Below are 25,325 nucleotides of genomic sequence, written 5' to 3'. Positions count from 1 at the left end.
TTACTTCAAAAGCTGGTAGGCGATCAAACTGGCGATATAGGCCATTGCAGTCATATAGGTCAACTGAATTAAAGGCCATTTCCAGGACTTCGTTTCCCTGAATACCACTGCTACCGTACTCATACATTGCATGGCGAAGGCATAAAACAGCATCAGTGAAAATGCAGTGGCAAAAGTGAAGACTGGTAAACCCGTATCTGGATTTACAGCTGCTCTCATTTTATCACGAATCGTCCCTACGGCTTCATCACCCCCATCTACACTATAAATAGTGGCCATAGTACCTACAAAAGCTTCTCTTGCTGCAAATGAAGTGATCAATGCAATACCTATTTTCCAGTCGAAACCTAATGGCTTGATCGCTGGTTCTATCGCATGCCCTAATATCCCCGCATAGGAGTTTTCCAGCTTCTCTGCCGACTTATCTCTTTCCAGCGTAGAAATCTGTACGCTATCTTTTTGAGCCTCTATGGCGTCATATTTCTTGTCAATCATGGCAAATCTGTCCGAAGGACCATAAGATGCCATCACCCATAGAATAATAGAAATTGCAATAATCACCTTACCCGCTTCGAAAACAAAGGTTTTAGACTTCTCGTACATCGTGTAAAGGACGTTGCTCCATCGCGGCATTCTATATACCGGCAATTCCATGATGAAGTAAGACTTCTCTTTCGCTTTGATGATAAACTTCATTACAAAAGCCACCAATATTGCCGCTACAATACTGATCAGGTACATTCCCATTAAGGTTAAACCTTGCAGGTTAATGAATCCCCAGACCATCTTTTCCGGAACAACAAGGCCGATTAACAAGGTATATACTGGTAACCTTGCCGAGCAGCTGACTAAAGGAGCCACCATAATGGTGATGATCCTATCTTTCCAGCTTTCGATATTTCTGGCACTCATGATCGAAGGTACGGCACAGGCCAGACTACCAATCATAGGTACGACAGATTTACCGCTTAGTCCGAATTTCCTCATGATTTTATCCATCATAAAGGTCACCCTGGACATATATCCGGTATCCTCCAATATGGAGATGAAAGCAAAGAGAATCGCGATTTGCGGAATAAAGACGATTACACCACCTAAACCTGCCAGGACCCCATCAAGTAATAAATTGGTTAATATACCATCTGGTAAATACTCATGACCGAGTTCTGTCAGCTTCATAAATCCGGCTTCAATCATCTCCATCGGGTACGCAGACCAGGAGAAAATAGAGTTAAAGATGAAGAACAGAATCCCGATAAAGATCAGGAAGCCCCAAAATTTGTTGGTCAGTACCGCATCGATTTTATCACTGAATGCAAACTTTTTGGCCGCACCAGTATCCTGAATTACGCCGGAAAGTATGGTTCCCAAATGACGGTAACGGGCAATGGTTTCTGCAGCCTGGAGCGCTGAAGTTTCAAAAGCATGGGCTTTTTTAATCTTTTCAAATGCCGCATGGTCTTCTACAGAAAACAGGTCTAAATGCTGGTGCTGGTGTAACACCTGCAAAGCATAATAGTCATTGTCTGTTTTTAATTTTGCTTTTGCCTCGGAAATCGCTTCCGGTGCTAAGGCTAATATATCTGCACCTTTTGCCTGAGTGGCAATTTTGGTGGTATTTTCTATGGCTTGTTTTAATTCTTTTAATCCGGTTTTGCTTCTTGCCGAGATGGCCACCACCTGTATTCCCAATCTTTCCGAAAGCCTATTGACATTGACGTCAATCCCTTCCTTCTGGGCCATATCAGTCATATTGAGCGCCAATACCATCGGCACTTCCAGATCCGCAACCTGCGAATACAGCAATAAGTTCCTTCTTAAATTGGTCGCATCAGCTACCAAAACTACTACATCCGGATAACTCGAATTCGTTTTATCGGCCAGTACCTGGAACACGATACTTTCATCCTTACTCTTCGGATATAAGCTATATGTTCCTGGAAGGTCAATGATTTCTGCAACCTTGCCATCTGCAAGCTTACAATATCCCACCTTCTTGTCGACGGTGATACCCGGAAAATTACCGATCTTTTGATTTAAACCTGTCAGCAGGTTAAAAAGAGTAGACTTGCCTGTATTGGGATTCCCAACCAGCGCTATTTTCAAATCCTTAGCCAATATAGTATTACTGAATTATGATAACAGATGCTTCGTTCTTACGCAAACAAAGTTGATAGCCGGCCACACGGATCGCGATTGGATCACCAAGTGGAGCAAATCTTTCTACCTCAACAACCTCCCCAGGCAAACAGCCCATTTCCATAAGTTTTACGGACATTTCAAGATCTGTAAACTCAACTATAGTACCTCTTTCCCCTGGATTCAATTGTGATAGCTTCATCTTTCTATAGGTTATTTATGTTCGGATCGGACATGATTTCCTTTCCTGAACCAGGCGCAATTTAGCCTTAATTTATAATAATTCCAAATACTGGAACCTAGATCAGCCTGCCTGAAATCAGGTTTAACGACGTATAACGCGCTATTAAATAATCCTAAGGTCACAGTAGGGTAACTATTTAGATACCCGCGAGTTTTACCCCGTTTGGATAGCTGTTGTAACTCACCGGAGGGCACTTACATCCAGGCTTAAAAATACTGCAGCTACTCAATGCTGCAGCGACAAATAAAAGCAGCAGTTTAACCTTTATTTTTTTCATTGTGCAGAGATTTATGATAATCCGATTTGTGCAGAAGAACAAAACTGAATACCCCCATAAACACACCGATCATATCGCAGCCGAAATCCCACCATTCTGCAGACCTGTAGGTGAACACCTTCCATTGCAGAAACTCAATTCCTGCACCGATACCTGCGGTAATCAGGATCACTTTAAAGATGGTCAGGGAACGGAAGCTATAGCTGTGCTGGTAATTGATCCTGCCATAGAACAGTAGAATCGTCAGTACAAAGAAAAAACCCAAGTGTACCAGCTTATCAAATCCTTCAAAAAAAATGCCTGACCCAGAAGTGTCAGGCATTTTCATATTACAAAGGACTAAAATCACCACGGTCCATAGAATGGCCCAGATCTGATATTTTAATGCTTTAGTATTCATTGATTAAGCTCCTACAAGAGCTTTATAAGCATCTGCATCTAATAAACCTGCAACTTCAGCAGCGTCAGAAAGTGTTACTTTAACCATCCATCCTTTTCCATAAGGGTCAGAATTTACTAATTCCGGGTTGTCATTCAATTCAGGATTAGTCTCAGTTACTGTAGCAGTTACTGGCATAAACAAATCAGAAACAGTCTTAACAGCTTCTACTGTACCGAAAACATCGTCTTTACTTACTTCATCACCCACGGTATTAATATCGATGTATACAATATCACCTAATTCACGTTGTGCAAAATCAGTAATACCGATATAGGCTTCGTTACCTTCAATTTTAACCCATTCGTGGTCTTTAGTGTACTTTAATTCTGATGGAAAATTCATGTGTATAATTTTTTGTTGGTTCAAAGGTAATTAATATAAGTATTTATCACAATGCCTAATTCAGGGTAACTCTTAAACTAAATCCGAAATTACTGAATGAGGTATTGAACGTTTGCGAGGTGTATGGTTTGGTGATGTTACTGTCGTAGAACAGGCGCACATTAAAACGCTGGTTCAGGATATAATCTACACTTGGCCTTAAGGTAATGTTTTTCGCACCGGAAGAAACTTCTGCCTCCAGAATGTCTGCACGATAAATCACGGTTTTATTATCCCTCACTGCAACATCCAGTTTAAAGTCCATATTGTTGTCCATTTTCAGTCCTTTGAACAAGCCAAAAGGGAACCTGAACTTCGTTGTGCGATAGCCCAGTCCGAACACCATATTGCTTTCCGTTAATTGTGCCAGCTGGCTATTGGCCATATTTAATCCCAGCATCCTCGATCTTCCGATCTCAAAATTAGCGGTCAGGTTGTTTTTCAAACGGGTATCAATTCCGATCAATGGCGAGAACTGCTCGGCGATCGTTACCTGTGCATATTGGAACTCCGGAAGGAAGTTGTCATTTAAGTCTCTGCTGATGACTCCTCCATTATTTTCCTGGTATTTTAATAGCGAGTTGAAACTGCTGATGCTGTAAATAGAGCGGTAAGAATGCCTCAAATCAATCGAGCTGAAACGCTCTGCCAGGAAAGGAATTCCGATCAGGCCACGGTAATTCAAGCGCCAGTTTGGCAATGGAATCTTAGGCATGGAACTCAGGCTGGATGTTTTTGCATCTTTCCCGGAATAAGCAGCCAGGAAAGCAGCCGTCAGTACATCCTGAGATTCTGCACCATAACCATCGGCATACAGGCCATTTCTAACGCCTGCAGAGTTCGGGTTTGTTAAACCTAAACGCTGGGAAATGATCACCCTATTGTTCATGAAATTAGCGAATAGCTTAGACATCGTGCTGCCGGATTTCTCCGAGAAAGCAGTACCTAAACTGATATAGGAAATGCTATAATCACCCGTTGTAAATGGGCTGAAGTTTTCAAAACCTTTTGATTCTTCATCATACCTGAAATTGGTAGAGTAGTTTTTAGTTTGATTTCTGTTGGCGGTTAGTGTGATCGACAAATCTTTGATCGGCTCTACTAAACTGGTAAAACTTAAATCTTCCCGCATCGTATTGATGTACAGCTGCGATTGCAGGGTATCGGTGGTGATCCAGCCTTTCAATAAGGCTTCCGTCCTGATGTCGCGCTGACTACCCAATACGAAACCTAAGCCCGGTGCACCGGTAGCCTGGTCAATTCCGAAGAAGTTTGTTTTAGGCAAATAACCCGGTAAGAAAATCCCCTTGGTCTGCGTGTAAGCACCCACCACATTTTTCACACTTGTTAATAAGCCTACCCAAACATTTTGTCCGCCGGCTCCGTTTCCTTTACGTACAAATCCGAATTTGTTGTAGAGGGAAGCCAGGTTTAAGTTAGGGTTTACCTGAATTGTTCTGGAGTTTTGAATCGTATTTCCAAGGTTGATATTTGGATCTCTCAAGGTAGAAAGCGGTTCTGTCTGCCAGTTGAAATTGGTACCATAACGCGTGGCCACATTCACCCAGTCCAATCCTGGGATCTTACTGATCGGCAAATTATAGGTGAAGTTCAGGTTGTGACTGTAGTCGGTAGTACGGCCCAACCTCAGCATATTCTGCCATAACGTATCTCTTTTCAATCCCTGAATTCTGCCGAAAGGCTCATCGATGATGGAATAATTGGTTGCATCAATGTCCATGGTTAAAGATTTACTCAGGTTCCAGGAAATTCCATACACCCTCGACACCAGGAAATTTTTATTAAACGTGGTGTTGACCGGAATAGAATTCATCGGATCATTGTTTCTCAAACTGTTTTCAGAATAGAAGCGATCTACATCTATTCTGAAGTTAATCGCAGAAGGCATCAGGCTAAAGTTGAAATCTTTCAGCAAGGCCAGTGTATTGTTCTTGATGATCTTTTTGAAAGGCTCATAAGTTTTCGCCAGTCCGGCATAGTTATACCCCAGGGAAGCCCTGTAAGTCTTTTGGAAATTATTTTCTATGATAAAATCACGGTGTGAATACTTCGTATAAGCATAGCTGACGTTGAAGTTTTCAATATCCCAAACCCTGGGTTTTGCTTCGGGGTCTGTTCTTTCTTTTCTCACATTCGTGAAGTTGATACTGCTTCTGGTGGTATAGTCCTGTGCAAAGTTCAGGATAGAATCGCGCTGTGGTTTTGACGCGGCATCCAATGCATTTTTCAACTCAATATCCGGCATACTCGGGTTGTATTGAGGAGTAGCTACCTGACTGGAATAACTCACAAACATCGGCACCTTAATCCCTGTTTTCTTAGGGAAAAACTTGCCCAGTTCCATGCTCGAAGAGATGTCAAAGAACACATTGTCTGCTCTGTTTCTCTCGCTCACTCTGGTTTCTAAGGACCCGAAACCGATGGTCGATTTACTTCCGGATACGTTAACATCCGCAAAATCGGCCAGTTTAGCATTCATTCTCGCTGTAGCTGCCCATCCGCCTCGCTCATCAAATTCCGTTAAACGAAGCTCATTGAACCAGATAATTGCATTTTTCTCCATCCCATCGTCATTGCCATTTGCACGGTAAGGGTTTTTAACCCCCAGCATGTAGACCCTTACTTTACTCATATCCGGCTGCCCTTTGATGGTAATCGTTTTGCCATCCACCGTATAGATGTAGGGAATATTGATTGGCCATGGTGCACCGGTACTGGTTTTCGCGTTGTTTCTTTCTAGTTTCGCTTTCTGGAAAAACTCGAGGGTAATGTCCATCTTATTCTGCTCCGGCCAGATCGCATTCGGATCACTGGTGCCTGGAAGCGTCACCTTTAAAGGCTGTGAATATTCATAGTAATTGTCCTGGTTGTCTGTGCCGATCCTCAGGAAAGCACTCAGGTCGTTATCTTTTAATGTACTGGTTCCTAAAGCCTCCGCATGGATGTACATTTCCAGGTGTTTATAAGACCTGAAATCGTTGAAACCGGTTTTAAATGCTGCCCTTCCATAACCATCTTTCAGGTTTTTAATGGTTACTGATAAGGATTGCTCATTTTGACGGGTATCACCTCGGTAATTGCTGAAATCACGCTCTCTTTCAATACCAGGAGGAATCACGTAAGGAATCGGGGTACGTTTACCATTCTCCTCAATATTCACGGTAGCGACTTCTATCGTCGATTTATCAGAAGCAATCGTTCCTAAAGCAGGATCTACGATCGTTTGTGAAGGATCATCATTTGGATTATATTGTCTCCATTCACCTCTTACCAACTGGATTTTTCCAAACCTCAATACCGTAGTATCGGCAAAATTGGTCAGGAACATCCTGATGAAACGGATAGATTTAAAATCCTGGATTCCACCAATACGGTCCTGGTATTGTGCCAGAGGAATACGGATCTGGTACCAGGTTACAGGTTGTGTACTTCCGTTTGCCAGTTTCACCTGAGAAGTTACTTTATCCGTTACAAAGTTTTGCCCCACCATCAGGTCGCCCGGACGCATGGAAACTTTGTATTGGAAGTACTCATCAGATTGCGTCATATTGTTATCTCTGTTGATGTCTTCCCCATCTGGTAAAGAGGTCGAAGCCGAGTTTTCTACGCCCAATTCTGCACGCGATTGCTCAGCAGTTTTAGAGTTTCCTTCCGTTCCGTTGTAGCGTTGGTAACGTTTTAAAATTCCTGCATTTTCACGGTCTAAATCCGGACCTCTGAAATAACTATAATCATCAGAAGAAGGGTCATTTTCTAAAGCATTGGCTGCATCAGGGTTTAACTGTCCTTTGATCTGGTTGATCAAAGTAGAGAATTTCACCTGCTCATCTTTATTGGCCAATCCATCTAATCCCACATCCTGTGCTTTTCTGGCATTCGGATCATTGTCGAAAGCCTGAACTACCGGCTGCAATTTCGGCACCCTTCCCCAATTGGTTTCATCGTATTTAGAAGGATCGCCATCAGCAGGAAGTCCATTCTCCAAAGACTTTCTTCCGTCTTTCAAAATGTCTTCCGAGATGTTACCCAAGTTGAAATACAGATCACCGCCCAAACTGTTCGGTTTATAAATGTTCGGGTCCATTACCCAAAGTTCGATGAACTCAATGTTCAAAGCTTCAAAATCATTGGTTTCAATTCTTCTGAATAAACCTCCCCAGCGGGAACGCGGGTTATTCAGCATACCAGCCTGGTTAAATCCGGTAGGCGTATAATTGTAAGGACCACGAACAGTCGGATAAAAAGCCACATCTAAAGTTGGCAGGGCGAAAGGCTGTCCTGTACCGGTTTCTTTGAAAGGAAACACCTCCTGTTCGATAATCTGACGAACATAATGGTTAGACAACTCATTTTTGTTATTTCTCAAACCTGCCGGTAGACTGGCATCATTTCGATTGTAAAAAATTGGGTCGATGTTGTAGAAAGCGATTAAGGCCCTGTTGAAACCGTAGCTCAAATCGTCAATCCTACTGGATTCAGAGAAAAGCTGTGGTGTTCCCGACAACTGCCAGGCCATAGAGCTTTTCAAATCAATCACGGAACGTGACGCTTCAAAATCATCCAGATAACTCACGCCACCTTTTTGTCCGCCGAAGTTCAAGGCTTTCGGGTGGCCCGGAATCAATTGTGCAAACTCTCCGGAGAAGGTCAGACTGGAAGGTACTTTTGTAGAAATGAAAGGCAGTTTATCCACCAATTTCGTCAGGAATCTGGATGGTGTACTATAGTTCAAATCTACTCCCCACATGGTATTGGAAATCGGCTCTTCCCCCACATTCACCTTTGGTGTCAATGGTTTCTCCGTTAGGTTCATCAAGGTAGCCCCAAGATTCAGTTTATTGTTTACTTTATAATCAAATCTGGTTCCGAACAACGAACGCTGCTGCAAACCAAATAGTTCATTATTTTCTGTAGAAATTCTGATCGGCTGTCCAGAAATCAAGATTGCGGTATTGAGGATTCTCACCCTTCCACCCTGGTAATCCACTGTAAAATCCACACCTTCCTGCAAAGGAATGGTACCGGCAAATACCTTTACTGATCCTTCAGGAACATTGATAGAGTTTAAGCTAAATTCTGAAGCCACCTGACTTTGGTAAGCACCTTTAATGAAATAGCGGTTCTGGTTGCTGAACAGCTGCTGTGCCACCACTTTTGTGGAGTCATATAAAGCGGGATACGTATATTTTTGGATCAATGGCAGCTCTGAAGCCTCAAACTGATCGGCAAGATCCCGACCAAATGGCTCGATCAAAGGGAAGATGATTCTTCCATTCAATGGGTCGATCGTAATGTAACCGCTCATCGTATTGGTAGAGAAATTGGTCAGGTTGGTATTGGAAGCATTGGTATTTCCCGGGTTGTTATTGCTGTTTATCGGGGTATTAAATGCGATATTGTCATTGGTTCCGAAGGGTTTATTTTCTGCTTGAAAATCGAATACTCCATCTGGACTTCGTTCCTGCTGTTGGTTCAAACGGTCTAAACCAGTTACCTGAATCCATTGTTTGTTCTTCAGCGGCCTGCGGTCGGCATCCAGTTTTTCTCCTTCTTCGATGTATGGTTTTTCTACGCCCGATTTGTCATCGATGCGGAAAATGTCTAATCTGAAGTTCATTGGGCTGATCTGGTATCCACCGATAGAATAGATGTTTTTCATCATCAGGTTCCAGATCGGCAATTTAGTTTTCAAAGTTTCATTTTTCAGCATCTTTGTAAACAAGACCTTTGGGCTGCCAGGGTCAAATGAAATGTCGGTGGAGAACTCCCCAACCTGATATTCTACCCCACGATAAGTATATCGGTAAGCGACCGTCAACACCTCATCGGTATTCAGCGCATTATTCAGGGAAATATAACCCAGCTGCGGATGAAAAGTAAACTCTCTATCCGCCAGTTTTCTGGCATAAGTTAGCTTGGCATAGTTATCTGTACCTCCGCTCCCTGCAAAGAAGGGAATGATTGCATTAGAGTTTGTTAACCTGGCATCTGGCGGCAATTGCGACAATAAATTATTGGATTGTCTTGGAAACTGTGGATTGTCAAATCCAGAAGGCAGCGCTGATCCACCACCAACAAGTGTTTGATTGTAGGGTGTATTCTCTCCTAAATCCATCAAGGCCATCACATCTCTGGAGCCTTGTGTATTTCCTGTTTTATTGGTAATCCAGGCTTCTACCCTGGTAATCAATATTCCTGAAGTAAGCGTTGGAGGCGTAGCTAAGGTTTTATTATAATTCTGTCTAAAATACTGCGCTAAGAAATAGTGTTTGTTGGCTTCATAATTATCTGCACTGAGTCTGAATTCATTCTGCTGTGCCCCATTATTGATGCGGATTTCCCGCGATTGTGATTTCTGCTGAGAGAAAACGGTGCTCACATTCAGCTTCCCGAATTGCAGCTGTGTTTTTATCCCAAAAAGCGCTTGGGTACCGTTGATCAGTGAGGTGCTTAGGGGCAGGCTCACGTTACCTGCTTCAATCTTCTGGATAATGTCGTCCTTTCCTCCTACATAATCGAGCTTCACCTGATTTTCAAAATCAAATTGTGCTTCGGTATTGTAATTCATATTGACCTTCATGCGGGTACCAATATTACCGATCACATCCATCTGGATGCGCTGGTTAAAATCAAAATTGCCCTGTACGCGCTGACGCTCGTTGAACAGCGGGTTTTCATTTTTATTGATCCTTCCCAGGAAAGTCAGTTCGGCCTCACCACGAGGCTGTATGTCTATCGTTGTTCCGCCAAAAATCTTTTCAAAAGCCTTGTTATTGACTTTCAGGCTAGGAATTAGCCCGTTCTTTCTGACTTCATTAATTTCTTCGTTGGAATACATGCGCCAGTTGTCGCGCTTCATTTCAGAATTCACCAAACGCTGGTACTCTTCAATGGTGAGGTACTGCGGAGCGGAGAAAAGCTGGTTGCCAATTAACTGGCGAATGATGTACCTTTTATTTTTCGCATCATACTCAACCTCCCGTTTCACATTGTCGGGAAGTGGTTTGAAGGAGTTGTTGAGATTTCTAAGACCTAGTCGTTGTTTTTCCTTTAAACTGAAGGAATTCTTTGTCGTATCGGAATTTCTTACCTGCGGCCTCACGGTTTGCGAAAAAGCTAGTTGTCCGCCAAGGCAGAGAAATAAGGTAAAGAGGAGCGTTAATAGGGTTTTCAAGGTAAAATTCTATAAGTTCTTCAAAGCTATTTTTATCATTTGTTCTACTGTTAAATCTGCGCCTCCATTTTTCACTGCATTATCGATTGATTTCTCTGCGGGTTGTTTTGCAAAACCAAGCATCATCAAGGCGGATAAAGCTTCTTCTCTAGCAGTATTATTAAGCGGTGCAGCGATCAACGATCCTGTACCTTCTTTTTTCAATTTATCCTGTAATTCCAGCACAAGACGCTGAGCCGTTTTCGTGCCAATCCCTTTAATCCGCTGGATCAAAGGTAAATCACCATTTACGATAGCAGCTTGAATTTCTATCGGAGTAATGGAAGAGAGCATCATCCTACCGGTATTCGGACCGATTCCAGAAACGGAAATCAGATGAAGGAAGAGCCTGCGCTCTCCCTCCTCTGCAAATCCATATAAGGTATGTGCATCTTCCTTTATATGCGTCCAGAGGTAAACTTTACATCTTTCTGCATCTGCCAGGCTGCTATAAGTATTTAGTGAAATATTGATATGGTAACCAATTCCTCCGGCCTCCACAACAATATAAGCGGGGCATTTAAAGGTGAGCTTACCATCAATATATTCAAACATATCTTATTTCTTAATTATTCTTTTTAATAAACCACCCTTTTTAGCCAGGGCTTCTTGTTCTTTAGACTGTACATCTAAAACAGCTAAAGTGACCATGTTCACAATTTCACGAACTGAACTACCCAACTGTACAATGTGAACAGGTTTGTTCAATCCCAATAGAATAGGACCTACTGCTTCTGCTCCACCTAGTTCCTGTAACAATTTGTAGGCAATATTTCCAGACTCCAAATTAGGGAATACCAGTGTATTTGCAGGGGCATCTACTAAGCTACTAAAAGGAAAGTTATCTTTCAATAACTCATTGTTAATTGCAAAATTTCCTTGCATTTCGCCGTCTACGATAATTTCAGGGTGCTTTTCGTGAAGAATTTTCACTGCTTTTCTCACTTTTTCAGGCACGACACCTTCATTTGACCCAAAATTGGAGTAAGAAAGTAGCGCAATACGTGGCTGAATATTGAATTTACGTACAGCAGAGTCTAGTAACAAGGTAATGTCTACTAATTCTTCTACTGTAGGATCTACATTTACGGTAGTATCGCCAAAGAATACCGGACCTTTTTTGGTCATCATCATGTACATTCCAGCCACACGGTTTACACCTGGCTCCGTACCGATTACCTGTAGTGCAGGCTTGATCGTAGATACATAGTTTTTGGTCAGACCAGAGATCATGGCATCTGCTTCGCCGAATTCCACCATAGAAGCACCGAAGTAATTTCTATCGCGTAAGAATTTGTTGGCTTCGAACAAGGTTACCCCTCTTCTTTGTCTTTTTTGGTATAGATTATCCGCATATTTTTTCATGCGTTCCGGCTCTAACATTGGATCAATGATCTCTACACCTTCTAATTCCAGTGCATTTTCTTCAATGATCTGCTCGATAACCGTCCTTTTGCCTAGTAAGATTGGAATGGCAATATTTTCGTCTTTAACGATCTGTGCCGCTTTCAGAATTTTATAATTATCCGCTTCGGTGAATACCACACGTTTGGGATCAGATTTCGCTTTGTTGGTGATGGCACGCATGATGGCATCATCCATTCCCAATCTGGTTTTCAATTCTTCGGTATACGCATCCCAATCGGTGATGATTTTACGAGCTACACCTGATTCAATTGCTGCTTTGGCTACTGCCGAAGAAACATTGGTCATCAGTCGCAAATCTACCGGCTTAGGAATGATATAGTCTTTACCAAATTTGATATTTTTCTCATTGTAGGCCATGTTTACAGCCTCAGGAACAGATTTTTTAGCCAGTTCAGCAATTGCTTTCACTGCGGCAATTTTCATTTCCTCATTGATGCTGGTTGCCCTAACATCTAATGCACCTCTAAAAATATATGGGAAGCCCAGTACGTTATTCACCTGATTAGGATAATCAGAACGTCCTGTAGCCATAATTAAATCTTTACGGGAACTGATGGCCAGTTCGTAAGCAATCTCTGGATTAGGATTCGCCATTGCAAAAACAATAGGATGCTTAGCCATAGATTTCAACATGTCTACCGTTACGCAATCGGCAGAAGAAAGACCGATGAATACATCAGAATCTTTCATGGCTTCTTCCAAAGTACGAAGGTCTCTTGTAGTTGCAAATTCAGCTTTGATGTCATCCAGTTTTTCTCTGTCGGCTCTGATGACGCCAGTACGGTCGCACATCACGATGTTTTCTTTTTTAGCACCTAAAGAAACATAAAGACGCGTACATGAAATCGCGGCAGCACCGGCACCATTCACCACAATCTTAATCTTATCCATTTTCTTTTTCTGCAGTTCGCAGGCATTGATTAATGCTGCAGCCGAGATAATGGCGGTACCATGCTGATCGTCGTGCATCACAGGGATATTCATCTCCTCTTTTAAGCGACGTTCAATTTCAAAGCATTCTGGTGCTTTAATATCTTCTAAGTTCACCCCACCAAACGTTGGCTCCAGGGCTTTTACGATTTTAACAAAATCATCAACATTTTTAGTATCCAGTTCCAGATCAAAAACGTCAATATCAGCGAAGATCTTAAAAAGAAGACCTTTACCTTCCATCACCGGCTTACCCGCTTCCGGACCTATATCGCCAAGACCTAATACTGCTGTACCATTACTAATTACAGCTACCAGGTTTCCTTTAGCGGTATATTTATATACATCTTCAGTGTTTTCTGCAATTTTTAAACAAGGTTCAGCTACCCCTGGAGAATACGCCAGCGCCAGATCTCTTTGAGAGTTCGTTGGTTTCGTGGGTATAACTTGTATTTTTCCCGGTCGCCCTTGCGAGTGGTAATCCAAAGCATCTTGCTTCCTGTTAATTTTACTCATAAATCAGTCATTTATAAAGGGCCAAAGTTACAATCTTTTAATTAGCCCTGAAATAAAAAAGGAATCAGTCTTGAGAGGCAGGCTTTATCCATGAATGGCGGATTTTTTTCGCTTGGCAGGTTCTGGGTTATGGATTTTCAATTTTTGTCCAGGTACAATAGAGGAACTTTTAAGGCCGTTCCATACTTTTAAATCCTGGACTTCTACATTGTATTTATTCGCAATAGCGCTGAGTGTTTGTCCGGGAGTCACCTTATGGTAACTGACCGCAGCAGCGGGTTTTGCTGTGATTTTCTTTTTCACACGGCGATCATCATTGGAAGCAAGATATACATTCTGGTTCACATCCAGCTCTGCATTATTCAATACTTCATAGATTTCCGCAAACTGCGCCATGTTTACCTTAGGAATCACGATGCGCTTGGGCTCTAATTCCGTCCCATTCACAATCTTCTTCTTATAACTTGGGTTTAAACTGCAAAGTGCATCTTCTTCTATGCTGAGTGCCATAGCCAATTGCGGCAGAGACACAAAGCGATTCACATGAATCGTATCCGTATTTTTAACAAATGGGGAGGCTTGTGCTTTAATCTGGTGTTGTCCGGAACACTTCATCACGTACAGAGCAGCAATAAATGCAGGCACATAATTCCGTGTTTCTAAAGGGAGATAAGGTCTGATTTCCCAGAAATCGTGAGAATCTGCTTTGATGATGGCCCTTTTTACATTGCCCATTCCACAGTTGTAAGCGGCGATGGCCAACAGCCAGTCCCCCAATTCCTGGTAAGCATCTTTAAAATAAGCTGCTGCTGCATAACTGGCTTGGATCGGATCTTTTCTTTCATCCACGAAATTGTCCATATTCAATCCATAATCTTTTGCCGTAGCAAACATGAACTGCCATAAACCTGTGGCCCCTACCCTGGAAACTGCATGGGCATTCATAGAAGATTCTATAATGGGCAGGTATTTTATTTCTTCGGGGATATTATAAAACTTCAGTGCTTTTTCAAAAACGGGGAAGTAATAATCGGACAGGCCGATCATCTTCCCCATCATATCTTTCCGACTGCTATACACGTCAATGTACTTTTGTACATGTTCATTATAACTGAGGGGCACCATTTTCTGGATCGAGTCCAGGCGTGCCTTAAACACGTAATTATGGTTATGAAAAGTTGGCGTTTCTGGTAAAACCGGTAAAGCAAGTGTATCAATAATTTGTAGAGACCCTTGCGGTTGCTGAGCTGCTGCTGAAAAGCTGGTTAATGCTATAATACAGGATGCAAAAAGTACATTTATTTTCATAGGCAATGTTTGGTGACATGGTTCTAGGTTAAAAATGTATGGGACAGTGACAACAGTTCCTGTTCCTTAAAGTGCTTTGCCATAAGCTGTAAGCTTAACGGTAATCCTTCATTATTATTGCCCAAAGGAATTGCAATTGCTGGAATTCCTGTCAGCGATGCCAATACTGTAAAGATATCTGCCATGTACATGACCAATGGATCTTCTGTATTTTCGCCGATTTTGAAAGCAGGAGTTGGTGCTACAGGACTTAGAATAACATCAAAATCTACCAGCATTTCTTCCATTTTTTCGCGGATCAGTCTTCTCACCTGCTGTGCTTTTTGATAGTAAGCATCATAATAGCCTGCGCTCAAAACAAACGTACCAATCAGGATTCTTTTTTTCACTTCTTCTCCAAAACCTTCCGCTCTGGAAGTCTTGTATAAGTCGTTCAAAGTGACCGCATCCATATTGCGGTGCCCATAATGAACCCCATCATATCGGGATAAATTAGAAGAAGCTTCTGCAGTGGTCAATACGTAATAAGCAGGAACCAGGTAATCCAGCAGATCAAAAGACACATATTCAACGGTATGCCCCTGACTTTTAAAACGCTCGATTGCGCTTAGAATGGATGCTTTAATTGCAGGATCCAGGACTTCACTTTCCAGTGTTTCCTTTAATACCGCAATCTTTTTCGATCCTCCTGCTGATAATCCGGAAGTATAATCCGGTACTTCCTGTTTAGAAACCGTACTGTCATAATCATCCGCACCCGCTAGAATTTCCAGCAATAGGGCGGCATCAGAGATAGAAGAAGTGATGGTACCTACCTGATCAAAGGAAGAAGCGTAAGCGATCACGCCATATCTGGAAATGCGGCCATAAGTAGGCTTCATTCCTATACATCCGCAAAAAGCAGCGGGTTGTCTGACAGAACCGCCGGTATCTGTTCCCAATGCTGATAAGCAGAGGTCTGCCTGTACCGCTACTGCCGAGCCTCCTGAAGAGCCTCCGGCAACGCGTTCTGCATCTGCCGCGTTTTTTACCACGCCATAATAAGAAGTTTCATTGGAGCCACCCATGGCAAACTCATCACAATTGAGTCTTCCGATAATGATGGCATCTTCGGCCAATAGACGCTCTACTACGGTAGCAGAATAAGGAGAGACAAAACCTTCCAGCATTTTGGAAGAGGCGGTAACGATGTGGTCTTTATAACAGATATTGTCTTTAATACCAATCACCATTCCTGCCAGTTTACCGGCAGTACCATTGTCTATTTTCTCTTGTACTACTTTAGCCTGAGCGGCCGCAGAATAAAAAAACACCTCATTAAAAGCATTGAGGTGTTCATGAGTTTCTATTTGCTTAAAATAGTGATCCAGCAGCTCAGTTAAACTAAGTTTTTTTTGAGCAATAAGGGTTTGTATCTCTGATAAGGAGTTATACTTCTTCAAATTTCAAGAATAGGTTAAATTTAAAAATCGGATTGAAACCTATAGTGGTTTGTTGCTGCGGTTTTGTTCTACTTTATCAGCAGCATCATCCATCCCGTCTTTTCCGTCTTTAAATTCTTTAATGCCTTTACCTAAGCCACGCATTAGTTCTGGAATTTTTTTACCACCGAAAAGTAATAAAACAATTACAAGGATAACGGCGATTTCCATGCCTCCTAATGCGGCTAATATTGGTGTGTTTAACATGATATGATTAGTTAAAGTTGTGTTTTATCTGTTTCTATTTTAGGATTTTCAGTACTGGTTGCAGCAACTGTTTCCTTTTTTTCTAAGTCAATTCCTTCAGAAGTAGCAGGCGTAGTTTCTACAGCAGCAGTAGTGCTGCCAGGATACATTTGCTCTTCCAGGCTAGTTTCTTTTGGATGGTGACGGCTGTTGTCATTAATAACATCATTAATGTCGTCCACAATACCTACGGAATTTATGTTGCGATGGATTTCTCTTTTCACGCCATCTGAGGCATCTTTAAAATCGCGGATCCCTTTTCCCAGGCCTCTTGCCAATTCCGGAAGTTTTTTACCTCCAAATAACAAAAGAACCACAACCAGGATCAGCATAATCTCACCGCTGCCCATGTTTAAGAATTCCAATACTGTTCCTGAATACATTTTAAGCTCTATTTATTAAATCAATATACAAATATAAACATTTCTCGCGCAATCCTCTATTTTGCAGATAGCCATCCTGCAGGATTCTGCGCAACGGTTCCTCTATAGATCTGGAATTGAAGCTCTGGGATATCTCCCGAGGAAGCCACGCTGCCAATGGTTTGTTTGGTACTCACATCGTCTCCCTGGCCTACACTAACCGATTTAAGGTTCTGATACACCGTAAAAAACTGTCCGTGTTTGATCAGTACATAATACCTGCCCAGCGCATTTCCAACCTTAGTAACTTTTCCGTTAAATACCGCTCTTACCGCAGCACCTTCAGCGGTTTGGATGGTAATACCAGCATTATCGTAACTCGCTTGTCCTTCTTTATGTTTACCAAAACTCTCCGTGGTGGTTCCGGCAGCGACCGGCCAGGGTAAAGATCCCCTGTTACTTTCAAAAGCTGCAGATAGTCTTGCGGCTTCCGGCGTTGCCGTCAGGTAGTTGTTGCTGCTGTTTGCCGTGGCCGCTTTTGCCTTCGCTACCGGAGCAGCGGCGGCAACAGGAACCGGTTTGTTTTCTGCTTTTGCTTTGGCTACAGCCGCTGCTCTGGCACGCTCTGCAGCTGCAATAGCTGCTAATCTGGCGCGTTCCGCAGCCCTTGCTTCTTCTTCCGCTTTCTTCTTGGCGATCGCAATCTCACGCGCAATTGCCGCACGGATGTTTCTGTCAATTTGTGCCTGTTGTTTTTTACGGGCTACAATGTCTTGTTTATATTGCTTTTCCTGCTTGCTGATTTTGTTCAATACCTGGGCCTGTTCATTTTTGTTCTTGCCCAGTTTATCCTTTTCAGTCTCCTGCTCATGCAGCAAGCTGCTTTTTTGCTTTAAGTTTTTATCGAGTACAACAATCTTATAGTTCAGGTCTTTTTGCGTCCCTTGAATATATCCCGCTTGTTTTTTACGGTACTGACCAAACTGCTGCAGGTATTTGATTCTTTTATAAGCCTGATTGAAGTCACTGGCTGCAAACACGAACATCATCTTGTCGTAAGCGTTCTGGTTGCGCTGTGCGAAACGGATCATACCCGCATACTCTTTTTTAAGCTGCGACAGCTGTCCTTTTAAATTGATAACCGTGTTGGTATTTTCGTGAATCTGGTTGTCCAGGTTCTTAATCTCAGAGTTGATGACCGAAATCTTCTCCTGCATTAAACTAATCTGCGTGTTTAAAGCATTGATCTGGCTTTGTGTCAATTTCTTGTTTTTAGCCGTCTTCGTCAGATTTCTCTGAAGCAGTTCTATTTCCCGTTGTATGGCTTCTTTTTTTCTTTTAAGCTCTGAACTGTTCTGCGCAACGGCGATGTTGGCGGATAATAAAAATAAGAAGAGGAATAATAGTTTATTTAGCTTCATTGCATCAAAAGTATAAAAAAAATCAGTCTATTACTTCATACTTCCCTGGAACATTAAACGGAAACTCCACCGGAAGATTGCTTTCAACCTTTGAAAAATCAATATTCAGCGCGATATTTTGCTTTCCTGACATAGAATTGATCTGAAGGGCTGTAGGAAAGAGCGTACCATTCATATTTTGATAATCCCCATAAACTACCTTCATCGCTTTCGCAGATTTCAGATCGTTCAACTCATACTCCGAAACTTTAAACAAGGTATTGAACAAGGCACGGTAGGCAAGATCTGCATCTTCGCCATTGATTTGCCAAAGGCCATTTTTATCCTTCAAATCCGCATTGGCAGTCATGAATTCAGGAATGGTATTGCCTGATAAAATTGCCTGTAATAATTTATAAGTGACCTGTGGATTTGTATATCGGTGCACATAGCTAAAAGGCTTCGCTAGATAAACGCTTTGTAGTTTATTCAGCACTTTGATGCTATCTGGAGTAATCAATGCTCTGGCTCCTTCGATTCCGAATGCACCGGTAATGGATACCCAGATCCCTTCATCTTTACGGATGCGGATGTTAATACTTACATTATTGGAGTTTCCATTCATCTCCAACTTTGCCTTTCCCTTCAGCGACAAAGTAGTATAAGAAATATCCTTGCTTTGCAGCAGGTTTAACGTTTCCAGTTTTTCCGAATTTACCGGGGCCACTCCAGTTACCGGAGGTGCCACAACGACGATCTTTTTCTTCGTTTTACAAGCCGTACTCAGCGATAACAACGCCAAAAAAACTAAGCTATTTAATATATTTCTTCTCATTAATTTTTCTGTTTAAGTTGGGAGAATCATTTCCTGCAGCCTTTGCTTTCTGCCATTGTACCAGTGCCGCCTCGCGCTCTCCTGTTAAAAACAGGATGTCGCCATAATGCTCCAGGTACAGTCCATTGCCGGCACCATCATGCTGTATGGCAATTTCTGCCCAAGGTTTCGCGGCCTCATATTTTCCTCGCTTTAACAGTACCAGTGCATAAGTATCCGCTACAGAAGTATTTCCGGGCATCGCCGCTGCCGCCTTTGCCACCAAATCTTCTGCTTTTGCCAGATCCTGGTTGCTCAGGGCCAGATAAAAAGCATAGTTATTTAACAGCAGGTAATTTTTTGGGGCCAGCTTCACCGCCTTATCAAAAGCCGTATTGGCTTCAGAAAACTTTTGTTCATCGAGAAAGATCTCCCCTTGCAGCGCAAAAATAAGGGCTTGAAGCGCGGGATTGTCACCATCCATCTGCAAAGCAGCCTTGATGTTGGTCATCGCTTCCACATTCTGCTGATCGCGATGCAGGGCGAAAGCCAGGTAATAATAAAGGATTCCCTGATTCGGAAAAATGCCCAGGGCCTCTTCCCCACTTTTGGCAGCATCCTTATATTTTCCTAAGTTATTTTGAATCGTCAATACGCGTTCCCAAACCGGATACAGCTGATCACTTACTTTCAGCACTTCCTGATATTGCTGTAACGCGTCGGATAAATCTCCCTTTTGATACAGTAGATCGCCATAAAGTGCCATCATATTTGGATCATTGGCTGAGCTTTCCAGGGCTAACTTTGTTAAGGTAATGGCCTCTTCTAAGTGTGCATTGTTTTTTGCAGTACCCGCAATCATCAGGATGATTTTCCCCTTCCTTTGGGTCGGCATTTCCGGATTGGCGAAAGCTGTTCTTAGCGCTAATCCGGCTTCGTTACTATTTTTTGTATTTTGGTAATAATCGGCTAGTGCCAGGTCGATTTCATAATTTTCCGGGCTGATACTTTTTGCTTTTTTAAGCAGCAGGACGGCATTTTCCATTTGCCCTTTCTCCACCATCGTCTGGCTCAGGTCCAGCATTCCCGGTACATCATCAGCTCCTGCGGAAAGCATATTTTCCATTTCGGCCTTGGTGGCCGTTTTCTTGTTGCCCAGGTCGATCCGCTGTCTCGCCTGGATCAGCGCCTTGGAGACCCCAAATTTCTTTTCCAGCTCATCATACGTTCTGAAGGCTTCCGTGGTTTTCCCCAGCAACAGATAAGCGTTTCCTTTGTCATAATAGAAAGCATCATTGTCGGGCGAAAGGCGAATCAATTCGTTAAAAACGTTGATCAGTCCACCCATATCGCCTTTGCGCTTATACAGCTCCGCCATCATTTTCCAATACCAGAGGTTATTGGCATCCAGTGCAACTGATTTTTTGATGGCCGCCTCAGCTTCCTGCAATTTGTTCTGGCGGTAATTGAGACTTGCAATTTCATAGTAAACTGCGGCATTGTTTGGATCCAGCGTCAGAATTTTCTGAAAGCTCTCCCCTGCCTTGCTGTAATTTTCATTTAGCTTTTCCCGCAGTCCGGCGAAGAAAAGGGTCTTCACTTCAGTACTATCCAATTTTGGATTTACAGGCTGTTGTGCCGCAGCAGCAGCGCCTGCAAGAAGTAATGACAGTAAAAGAGACCTTTGCTTCATCGTTGTTATATTTTTTATTTACCAGTATGGCCGTAACCACCAGCACCACGTGCAGTGTCCGACAATTCTTCTACCGCTTCCCATGAAATGGTTTCATGTTTCGCAATCACCATTTGTGCGATGCGATCGCCATTGTTCACTACAAAATCAGTATCAGATAGATTGACCAATAGCACTTTAATCTCTCCGCGGTAATCTGCATCGATCGTTCCCGGCGAATTCACAATACTAATGCCATGTTTATAAGCCAATCCACTGCGTGGACGAATTTGTGCCTCAAAACCTACAGGCAACTCAATGTGCAGTCCTGTTGGGATCAAAATGCGCTGTAAAGGTTTAATTGTGATTTCAGTTTCTACAAACGCACGCATGTCCATTCCTGCCGCATGAGCAGTTTCATATTGAGGTAAAGCGTGTCCTGAGTGATTAATGATATTGATTTTCATGGTCATTTATTTGTTTTTCTTGATGAAGCGATCTTTACAGGAAGCGCTCACCTTCATTATAATTGTTTTTACTTTTTAAATAATATAGCCTTCAGCTGGTCTTTTTCCAAATAGGTGATGCCGCCTATAAATGCAAGCAGCAGCAGATTTCCAATGTAAATATTTCTATTGAATACCCAGAAAGATAATACCACCAGTACCACCGATATGATTAAGTAAGAAAGGATTCTTTTCAAATTGTAGGGTATCGGATAATATTTCTGGCCTAATATATAGGAGATCACCATCATTACAAAATACGCCAGCATGGAAACCCATGCAGAGCCCATATAGCTGAATTTTGGAATCAGCACAAAGTTGAACACAATGGTAATCAATGCGCCAACCAGGGAAATATATAAGCCAAAACGGGTTTGATCCGATAAGCGGTACCAGATAGAAAGGTTGGAATATATGCCCAAACAGACATAACCGAATAGTAAATAAGGCACCGCAGGTAAGCCCACCCAGTATTCCGGATTGGTGATAAAGTGTTTCAAGATTTCAATATTGGCAATTAAGCCCACAAATAACACCACCAATGCGATCACAAAATAATGCAGGATGATGGCGTAAGTCTGTCTTGCATTTTCCTTTTTAGCATGACTGAAAAAGAAAGGTTCTGCCCCTAAACGAAAGGCGGTTACGAAGATACTGATGAAGATGGCCAGTTTACAAACCGCACCATAAATGCCGACTTCGTAATCCGCAATAGCATCCGGCAATAACCTGCTCAATACAATCTTATCCAGGTTTTCATTCACAATAAAGGAAAGATTGGCGATCAATACCGGCCATGAATAAGAAAACATTTTTCCGAAAAGTTCTTTATCGAACTTCAACTGAAGTTTCAAAAACTCCGGTAGCAGCATCAGAAAAGTGACCACACTAGCAATTAGATTGGCCATAAATACATAACCTACCCATACACCGCGGTACCAGGATGAAAGCCATTCGGCCATTGGCCATTGATTTTTAATCATCAATGGGATGACATAGATAAATAATAAGTTGAAACCTACGAAGCAGCCAATATTCAGGAACTTGATCAGACTGTACTTAAATGCTTTTTCATCTGCTCTCAATTTGGCAAATGGAATCACACAAATCGCATCGATATACAGGATACCAATAAAGAACTGCACATAATGTTTATAATCTGCAAGTTGTTTAGGATCATCTGTTAAAAAGGCCGCGATCGGGTTTGATAAGACAAAACCTGTAATTAAAAACAGCGTGGAAATAAAAGCGATCACCAGGAAGGAGTTGTTGTATACCTCCTGTTTTCTATCCTCATGTTTATTGAGGTACCTGAAATAGGTACTCTCCATCCCGAATGCCAATACTGCATTGATCATTGAGGCATAGGCATACATTGTGGTGAAAATACCATACGTTCCCGCAGCAAATTTGCTGGTATAAATCGGGGTCAGGATAAAGTTAAACAGCCTGGAAAATACAGTACTTAAACCGTAGATGGCAGTCTGACTGAGGAATTTCTTGATGACAGACACGCGTTACTTCTTGATGATTTCGAAATTACGGTAGCCCTTCAGTTCTCCAGGAGTTACTTCTACCGTTTCAATTTTTGCCCTGTCAGGTCCCTCATTACACCATTCTTCAAAAACTTCTAAAGAAGCATCATCGCCTTCAGCTTCCAGGTATAAGGTACCATCTTTCTCATTTTTAACTATTCCGCGGACGCCCATTTGATCTGCGATTGCTTTTGTGGTCTCTCTAAAGGATACCCCCTGCACCTTTCCGGTAACTCTTATGTTGATGTGTTTCATTATTATATTGATCTAAAATCTAACCTATTGATTCTTTCTTTTTCTGTTAAAAACTCCTGCCAGATGCTTTGCAGGATCTCTGCTGCTGGTCTAATTTCCTTTAACATGGCCGATACCTGTCCGATTTCCAGTTCTCCTTCCTCCATATTTCCTTCAAACATACCTAATTTCGCCCTTGCGCGACCTAAAAGTTGCTGCAGCTTTTCTGTATCTGCACCTTCCGCTTCTGCCTGAGCCACCGCTTCGGCAAAAGAATTTTTTAGCAGGCGCACAGGAACCAGTTTTTTCATGCGAAGTTTTGTATCTCCTTCTGTGGCGGCAAGGATTTCCGATTTAAAATTCGGGTGGGCAGAAGATTCTTCTGCAATAGCAAAGGCTGATCCAATCTGAACCGCTTCCGCGCCTAAGGCAAATGCAGCAAGCATCGCAGCACCGCTTCCAATTCCACCGGCAGCGATTACCGGGATGGTTACCGCTTTAGCAACCATTGGGATTAAACACAGCGTCGTCGTTTCTTCTCTTCCATTGTGTCCGCCAGCTTCAAAGCCCTCAGCCACGATGGCATCAACGCCGCAAGCTTCCGCTTTTAAAGCGAACTTGGTATTGGCAATTACGTGTACTACAAGGATGCCTTTTTCTTTCAGAAAACTGGTCCAGGTAGCTGGATTTCCTGCCGAGGTAAACACAATTTTCAGGCCTTCCTCCACAATGATCTGCAGGATCTCTTCCACATTGGGATACAGTAAAGGTACGTTGACTGCAAAAGGATGCGCAGTTGCCTGTTTACATTTCTGAATATGTTCTTTTAGTACTTCCGGGTACATGGAACCAGCGCCGATGATCCCCAAGCCTCCTGCATTTGACACCGCAGCAGCCAATCGCCATCCACTGCACCAAACCATTCCTGCCTGAATAATCGGATATTTAATTTTAAATAAGCTGCTGATTCTGTTTTCCATCTATGCTAATCTTTTAATCTTGCCAGTAATCCACATTTCCCCATCTTTATCCACAAATTCAAGGAGATTAATCCCCGGACTTTTTCCAATGGCTAAACTACCAAAACGATCCTCAACTTCTAAAAATTCGGCGCCATTTATGGTAGCCCAGCTCAGCAAAGTTGATAAAGGAATTTGGAAATTCTGCTGTAAAGTTTTCATTTCTTCTACGATACTCAGCTGATCGTTACTGGCCAGACTGTCTGTACCCAGCGTAATCTTTAGTCCGGCTTCCAGAAAGAGCGGCAGCTCCGGCAATTTATCTTCTATATATAGGTTGGCATTCGGGCATAAGCACCAATACAAAGCAGGGTGATTCGCTTTTGCAAAGTCCAGATCAGCCCGCTTGCTCATGGTATTGTGTACCAATAGTGTTTTTAAAGCAGGAGAAAGCTTTGGCAAATAAGACTGCAGCGAGGTTTTCCCTGTGGCTTTGAAAAAGTCAATATTTAATCCCAGGAATTCATACAGCTTTAAAAAACTGCCCGATTTATGTTCAAAGAATTCATTTTCTTCGAGGGTCTCCTGATTATGAATACTGATCAGGTCCTGATTTTCTTCGGCTACTTTCCTGATCTCCGCAAATAAATTATCGGATACCGAATAGGGAGCATGGGGAACGATCGACGCTTTTAAAGGCTGATAAGCTTTTTTCATGACCTTTGCTGCCTCCATAATATCGACCGCCTTTTCCGGGTTAAAACCCATTGCTTCTATAAAAGTATGGTAGTAGATCCCACTGATTTCTTTGACTTCCTTAGAGATCAGCTTGTTTGAAATATCGCCTACGGCAACAATTCCCTGGGCATACATTGCGCTATCTGCGATTGCCATGGCATCAATCACTTCCTCATCACCCGCCTGTCTTTGTCGGATCACCTGTTCTACAAATCCCGGCAGTCCGGTATGTTTCGCAATTTTTCCTTTCAGGTGGGAGAGCTCCAGATGGCAATGCGTGTTGACAAATCCGGGAACCAAAATACCTTCATAGAACTTAATGTCTTTAATTCCTCTCAATTCCGCTTCCGCAGCCGTTAGGATTTCCAGAATCAGACCATGATCATCAAATGAAATGACCCCTTCTTTCAAAGGTTCCGAATTTACAGGGTATATATAAGTGGCAGAGATGTGGGTAGTCATACCCACAAAGGAAAGAT

General features: G+C 42.5%; 19 protein-coding genes. All 19 read right to left on the bottom strand.

Annotated features, from left to right (window positions below):
* The gene (gene feoB, locus AQ505_RS02410) at nucleotides 1-2,106 is read right to left on the bottom strand and encodes a ferrous iron transport protein B (protein WP_231635009.1); all 2,106 of its coding nucleotides are present in this window, start codon (nucleotides 2,104-2,106) and stop codon (nucleotides 1-3) included.
* Nucleotides 2,107-2,125: 19 nt separating this feature from the next.
* A complete protein-coding gene (locus AQ505_RS02405; RefSeq protein ID WP_062546709.1) occupies nucleotides 2,126-2,341 on the bottom strand; it encodes a FeoA family protein in 216 nt (71 codons plus the stop codon).
* A gap of 299 nt (nucleotides 2,342-2,640) precedes the next feature.
* Entirely contained in the window at nucleotides 2,641-3,060 is a 420-nt protein-coding gene (locus AQ505_RS02400) for a VanZ family protein (RefSeq protein WP_062546708.1), read from the bottom strand.
* Nucleotides 3,061-3,063: 3 nt separating this feature from the next.
* Nucleotides 3,064-3,444 carry a glycine cleavage system protein GcvH gene (gene gcvH / locus AQ505_RS02395; protein ID WP_062546707.1) on the bottom strand — a complete coding sequence of 127 codons (381 nt, stop codon included), beginning with the start codon at nucleotides 3,442-3,444 and terminating at the stop codon, nucleotides 3,064-3,066.
* A 55-nt stretch (nucleotides 3,445-3,499) separates the two neighbouring features.
* Complete coding sequence (sprA, locus tag AQ505_RS02390) at nucleotides 3,500-10,678, bottom strand: T9SS outer membrane translocon Sov/SprA (protein ID WP_062546706.1); 7,179 nt, start codon at nucleotides 10,676-10,678, stop codon at nucleotides 3,500-3,502.
* Nucleotides 10,679-10,687: 9 nt separating this feature from the next.
* On the bottom strand, nucleotides 10,688-11,272 hold the full coding sequence (ruvA, locus tag AQ505_RS02385; RefSeq protein WP_062546705.1) for a Holliday junction branch migration protein RuvA: 585 nt from the start codon (nucleotides 11,270-11,272) through the stop codon (nucleotides 10,688-10,690).
* A gap of 3 nt (nucleotides 11,273-11,275) precedes the next feature.
* Nucleotides 11,276-13,591 carry an NADP-dependent malic enzyme gene (locus AQ505_RS02380; RefSeq protein WP_062546704.1) on the bottom strand — a complete coding sequence of 772 codons (2,316 nt, stop codon included), beginning with the start codon at nucleotides 13,589-13,591 and terminating at the stop codon, nucleotides 11,276-11,278.
* Between the two features lie 84 nt (nucleotides 13,592-13,675).
* The gene (locus tag AQ505_RS02375; protein WP_062546703.1) at nucleotides 13,676-14,899 is read right to left on the bottom strand and encodes a lytic transglycosylase domain-containing protein; all 1,224 of its coding nucleotides are present in this window, start codon (nucleotides 14,897-14,899) and stop codon (nucleotides 13,676-13,678) included.
* A gap of 23 nt (nucleotides 14,900-14,922) precedes the next feature.
* Nucleotides 14,923-16,341 carry an Asp-tRNA(Asn)/Glu-tRNA(Gln) amidotransferase subunit GatA gene (gene gatA / locus AQ505_RS02370; RefSeq protein WP_062546702.1) on the bottom strand — a complete coding sequence of 473 codons (1,419 nt, stop codon included), beginning with the start codon at nucleotides 16,339-16,341 and terminating at the stop codon, nucleotides 14,923-14,925.
* Nucleotides 16,342-16,380: 39 nt separating this feature from the next.
* Complete coding sequence (locus AQ505_RS02365; protein WP_062546701.1) at nucleotides 16,381-16,587, bottom strand: Sec-independent protein translocase subunit TatA/TatB; 207 nt, start codon at nucleotides 16,585-16,587, stop codon at nucleotides 16,381-16,383.
* Nucleotides 16,588-16,598: 11 nt separating this feature from the next.
* Nucleotides 16,599-17,009 (bottom strand): twin-arginine translocase TatA/TatE family subunit, encoded by a 411-nt coding sequence (gene tatA / locus AQ505_RS02360; RefSeq protein ID WP_082461388.1) that lies wholly within the window; start codon nucleotides 17,007-17,009, stop codon nucleotides 16,599-16,601.
* Nucleotides 17,010-17,065: 56 nt separating this feature from the next.
* A complete protein-coding gene (locus AQ505_RS02355) occupies nucleotides 17,066-18,409 on the bottom strand; it encodes a murein hydrolase activator EnvC family protein (RefSeq protein WP_062546700.1) in 1,344 nt (447 codons plus the stop codon).
* 22 nt (nucleotides 18,410-18,431) lie between these two features.
* Nucleotides 18,432-19,223 carry a DUF4292 domain-containing protein gene (locus tag AQ505_RS02350; RefSeq protein WP_062546699.1) on the bottom strand — a complete coding sequence of 264 codons (792 nt, stop codon included), beginning with the start codon at nucleotides 19,221-19,223 and terminating at the stop codon, nucleotides 18,432-18,434.
* The gene (locus tag AQ505_RS02345; RefSeq protein ID WP_062546698.1) at nucleotides 19,201-20,895 is read right to left on the bottom strand and encodes a tetratricopeptide repeat protein; all 1,695 of its coding nucleotides are present in this window, start codon (nucleotides 20,893-20,895) and stop codon (nucleotides 19,201-19,203) included. Before AQ505_RS02345 ends, AQ505_RS02350 begins: the two co-directional genes overlap by 23 nt.
* Nucleotides 20,896-20,909: 14 nt before the next feature.
* Nucleotides 20,910-21,341 (bottom strand): dUTP diphosphatase, encoded by a 432-nt coding sequence (gene dut, locus AQ505_RS02340; protein ID WP_062546697.1) that lies wholly within the window; start codon nucleotides 21,339-21,341, stop codon nucleotides 20,910-20,912.
* 68 nt (nucleotides 21,342-21,409) lie between these two features.
* On the bottom strand, nucleotides 21,410-22,894 hold the full coding sequence (locus AQ505_RS02335) for an oligosaccharide flippase family protein (protein WP_082461386.1): 1,485 nt from the start codon (nucleotides 22,892-22,894) through the stop codon (nucleotides 21,410-21,412).
* Nucleotides 22,895-22,897: 3 nt separating this feature from the next.
* Nucleotides 22,898-23,170, bottom strand: a complete 273-nt coding sequence (locus tag AQ505_RS02330; protein ID WP_062546696.1) for an acylphosphatase — start codon at nucleotides 23,168-23,170, stop codon at nucleotides 22,898-22,900.
* A gap of 2 nt (nucleotides 23,171-23,172) precedes the next feature.
* A complete protein-coding gene (locus AQ505_RS02325; protein ID WP_062546695.1) occupies nucleotides 23,173-24,129 on the bottom strand; it encodes an NAD(P)H-dependent flavin oxidoreductase in 957 nt (318 codons plus the stop codon).
* Nucleotides 24,130-25,308, bottom strand: a complete 1,179-nt coding sequence (locus AQ505_RS02320; RefSeq protein ID WP_062546694.1) for an amidohydrolase family protein — start codon at nucleotides 25,306-25,308, stop codon at nucleotides 24,130-24,132.
* Between the last annotated feature and the right edge of the window lie 17 nt (nucleotides 25,309-25,325).

The organism is Pedobacter sp. PACM 27299, from assembly GCF_001412655.1.
In the GTDB taxonomy this organism is placed as follows: domain Bacteria; phylum Bacteroidota; class Bacteroidia; order Sphingobacteriales; family Sphingobacteriaceae; genus Pedobacter.
The sequence above is the reverse complement of the archived record's forward strand: the minus strand, read 5'-3'. Positions and strand labels throughout refer to the sequence as shown.

What these genes read in the sequence shown, in the direction of transcription:
- AQ505_RS02405 (WP_062546709.1), bottom strand. Translation starts at nt 2,341, where the DNA reads ATGAAGCTATCACAATTGAATCCAGGGGAAAGAGGTACTATAGTTGAG.
- AQ505_RS02400 (WP_062546708.1), bottom strand. Translation starts at nt 3,060, where the DNA reads ATGAATACTAAAGCATTAAAATATCAGATCTGGGCCATTCTATGGACC.
- gcvH (WP_062546707.1), bottom strand. Translation starts at nt 3,444, where the DNA reads ATGAATTTTCCATCAGAATTAAAGTACACTAAAGACCACGAATGGGTT.
- ruvA (WP_062546705.1), bottom strand. Translation starts at nt 11,272, where the DNA reads ATGTTTGAATATATTGATGGTAAGCTCACCTTTAAATGCCCCGCTTAT.
- AQ505_RS02380 (WP_062546704.1), bottom strand. Translation starts at nt 13,591, where the DNA reads ATGAGTAAAATTAACAGGAAGCAAGATGCTTTGGATTACCACTCGCAA.
- AQ505_RS02375 (WP_062546703.1), bottom strand. Translation starts at nt 14,899, where the DNA reads ATGAAAATAAATGTACTTTTTGCATCCTGTATTATAGCATTAACCAGC.
- AQ505_RS02365 (WP_062546701.1), bottom strand. Translation starts at nt 16,587, where the DNA reads ATGTTAAACACACCAATATTAGCCGCATTAGGAGGCATGGAAATCGCC.
- tatA (WP_082461388.1), bottom strand. Translation starts at nt 17,009, where the DNA reads ATGTATTCAGGAACAGTATTGGAATTCTTAAACATGGGCAGCGGTGAG.
- AQ505_RS02355 (WP_062546700.1), bottom strand. Translation starts at nt 18,409, where the DNA reads ATGAAGCTAAATAAACTATTATTCCTCTTCTTATTTTTATTATCCGCC.
- AQ505_RS02350 (WP_062546699.1), bottom strand. Translation starts at nt 19,223, where the DNA reads ATGAGAAGAAATATATTAAATAGCTTAGTTTTTTTGGCGTTGTTATCG.
- AQ505_RS02345 (WP_062546698.1), bottom strand. Translation starts at nt 20,895, where the DNA reads ATGAAGCAAAGGTCTCTTTTACTGTCATTACTTCTTGCAGGCGCTGCT.
- dut (WP_062546697.1), bottom strand. Translation starts at nt 21,341, where the DNA reads ATGAAAATCAATATCATTAATCACTCAGGACACGCTTTACCTCAATAT.
- AQ505_RS02330 (WP_062546696.1), bottom strand. Translation starts at nt 23,170, where the DNA reads ATGAAACACATCAACATAAGAGTTACCGGAAAGGTGCAGGGGGTATCC.
- AQ505_RS02325 (WP_062546695.1), bottom strand. Translation starts at nt 24,129, where the DNA reads ATGGAAAACAGAATCAGCAGCTTATTTAAAATTAAATATCCGATTATT.
- AQ505_RS02320 (WP_062546694.1), bottom strand. Translation starts at nt 25,308, where the DNA reads ATGACTACCCACATCTCTGCCACTTATATATACCCTGTAAATTCGGAA.